This window comes from Streptomyces sp. NPDC047974, from assembly GCF_040653375.1.
Lineage (GTDB): Bacteria > Actinomycetota > Actinomycetes > Streptomycetales > Streptomycetaceae > Streptomyces.
This window is the reverse complement of the sequence record NZ_JBEZNU010000094.1, coordinates 1-2241: the sequence shown is the minus strand read 5'-3', so window position 1 is coordinate 2241 and position 2241 is coordinate 1. Positions and strand designations below refer to the sequence as shown.

The 2241-nt window shown below is 57.3% G+C and carries 3 protein-coding genes; all 3 read left to right on the top strand.

The genetic code is table 11. The annotated features are described in order from the left end of the window. On the top strand, positions 1 to 766 hold a 766-nt coding region (locus tag AB0E19_RS38460; protein ID WP_362189830.1), incomplete at its 5' end, for a hypothetical protein. Continuing rightward, complete coding sequence (locus AB0E19_RS38455) at positions 759 to 1421, top strand: N-6 DNA methylase (RefSeq protein WP_049451765.1); 663 nt, start codon at positions 759 to 761, stop codon at positions 1419 to 1421. The genes AB0E19_RS38460 and AB0E19_RS38455, both read left to right, overlap by 8 nt. A gap of 499 nt (positions 1422 to 1920) precedes the next feature. Then, on the top strand, positions 1921 to 2091 hold the full coding sequence (locus tag AB0E19_RS38450; protein ID WP_140222693.1) for a ribbon-helix-helix protein, CopG family: 171 nt from the start codon (positions 1921 to 1923) through the stop codon (positions 2089 to 2091). Positions 2092 to 2241 lie beyond the last annotated feature (150 nt).

The window sequence follows — 2241 nt, the reverse complement described above, 5'->3', positions numbered from 1 at the left end:
CGCAAAGCCGACCGATCCCCGCAACAATGCTTACCAGCGGTTGTTGAAGGCTATCCAAGCCATCCCCGGGGAATCGCCCAGGGAAAAGATGCGCAAGTTCACCGCGTTTGCGCTGAAGGTTTGCGTGATCAATCAGGCCGAGGAGTTGTTCACCCGGGGATTTGGGCCCTTGGTCGCCTGGTGTGACTTGACGCTGCTTGGGACTGACGTGCAAGGAAGCGAGGATTGGTGCCACGAAGCGGGCCAGGCCTACGGCGGCGCAGTGGAAACCTTCGAGCCGTTCGAATGCATCCTGGGCCGATTGTTTAATGAGTTGGTGTGGTCAGGGAAAAAGAACGACGCTCAACATTTCACCCCTTGGGGCTTGGCGAGGGCGATGAACGCCTTTGCTCAAGCGCCTCAAAAAGACGAGTGGCCCATGGGTGACCCCACCTGCGGAGCCGGCACGCTGTTGCTTGTGAAGCTTCACGAACTGGCCGGGAAGGATTCGAAGGCCCTTCGGGGGCTTACCGTGAAAGCGAACGACCGCGATCCGTTGTGTGCTGCGATGACCGCACTTCAGTTGCTGTCAAACCAGTTGATCTGGCGGATGCCCATCGGGCGCGTGGTGGTCGAGTGCAAAGACATCATCACTCAATACCTGGAAACGCGGGTGGTGTTTTGGTCTCTCACGCGAGATCGGTTCATCGCCATGGATGAGGAGATCCGGCTCGAGAAGGCCAACCGGGTGACGGGCGCTGACATGGGGGCGGCCAACGATGAATGAGGTCGCCAACCTTGTGAAGGCCATCCGCGCCATCCCTTCCACTCCTGGCAAGCCGTGGAATCCGCGGGTTGCATTCGAAACGTTCGTTCAGCACGCACTGATGTCAATGGCACATATCCACGCAGACACCAAGGGTCACCTCGACACCAAAGTCCTTGCTTTTGGACCCTTGAAAAAAAATGTCGAAGAAGCGCCTGAAGTGGTAGCAGCCATCAACGCTTACATCAAAGCGGTCTTCGCAAGCAGGCCGTTTGACGATGTCCTGGGACGGGTCCATGCCGAGCTGCTGGCCAGGAAGGGTGGGGAAGGGCTGGGTCAGTCTTTCACTCCCGGCGATCTTCTCGATCTGGTTCAAACCCTTGCCACCAGGCATCGGCCTGGTGGGAGCGGAGCCAAGGTCTACGACAGCTGTTGCGGCGCGGGTTCGCTTGCCCTTGCCGCGATCAGGAGTCAACAGAAACACCTTCCAAGCGAAAAAATCCTGGTGCTGGCGGGGGACATCGATCCGTTGTGCGCAGCGATGACGGCTTTGCAGATCCACGCGAATCAAACGTTTCATTTCTTGCCGCTTGGGGCGGTCAAAGTCACGGTGGGGAACGAACTGATCGGTCCCAGGCGCCCCGGGTTTTGGTCCCGCTTCCACCTCTACGAGTAGAGGCCGGAGGCCCGCCTTTCCCTCTTCAAGACTCGGCGGCGAGCAGCCGCCGGCTCTTGCTTCAAGCCGCTTTTGCTCTTGTTTTTCCTAACAGGTAACAAGCACCTGTTACCCCCTTGTTACCCGTGAAAGCCTTGTCCCATAAGGAGGTAACAAGGGGTAACAGGGTAACGGGTGGATCGCGAGCTCCCGATGGGTGTATGCATGGATGTTGTGAGCGGTGAGTGGATTTTTCTTGCGTGGATCTCTTAAACCACTTGTTACCTTGTTACCACCTGTTACCCCCAGTAAACATAAGGGTTTGAAGGGTAACAAGTGGGTAACAAGCACTTGCTACCTCCCAGGCTGATGCTTGAGGTATTTCACACTTTCAAGTGTTTCTGGAGCATCGAAAGCAGAAACGAACATCCGTTGGCGCGAGCCCTTGCCAGTTCCGTAAAGCCTGCTTAGATGGATTTGTGGCCACAACAGGACCACAAATCAAGAAACGGAGCAGGCAGTGAAGACGAAACGCGAAAAGACCGCACGGGATGAGTTGTTGAAGGCCCGGGTCAGCAAAAGTTTTAAGGCGTTGGTGGAGGAGACGGCGGTGGCCCGTGGGCAAACCCCTTCCGAGGCCATGCGTCAGGCGCTTCAAGAGTGGGTGCATCGCCCCAGTCAAGCGGCATAAAAAACCCCGGGTGCGAACCGGGGCGTTTACTACTAGGGATTACAACATGAAGAGTAAGTCGAAGACTGGCCCTGTCAAGGGCGGGGAGCCGCCGCGAAGGCTCTGAGCTGGGACAGACTGGGTTGTTTCACGCGCCGGACGGGAACCACT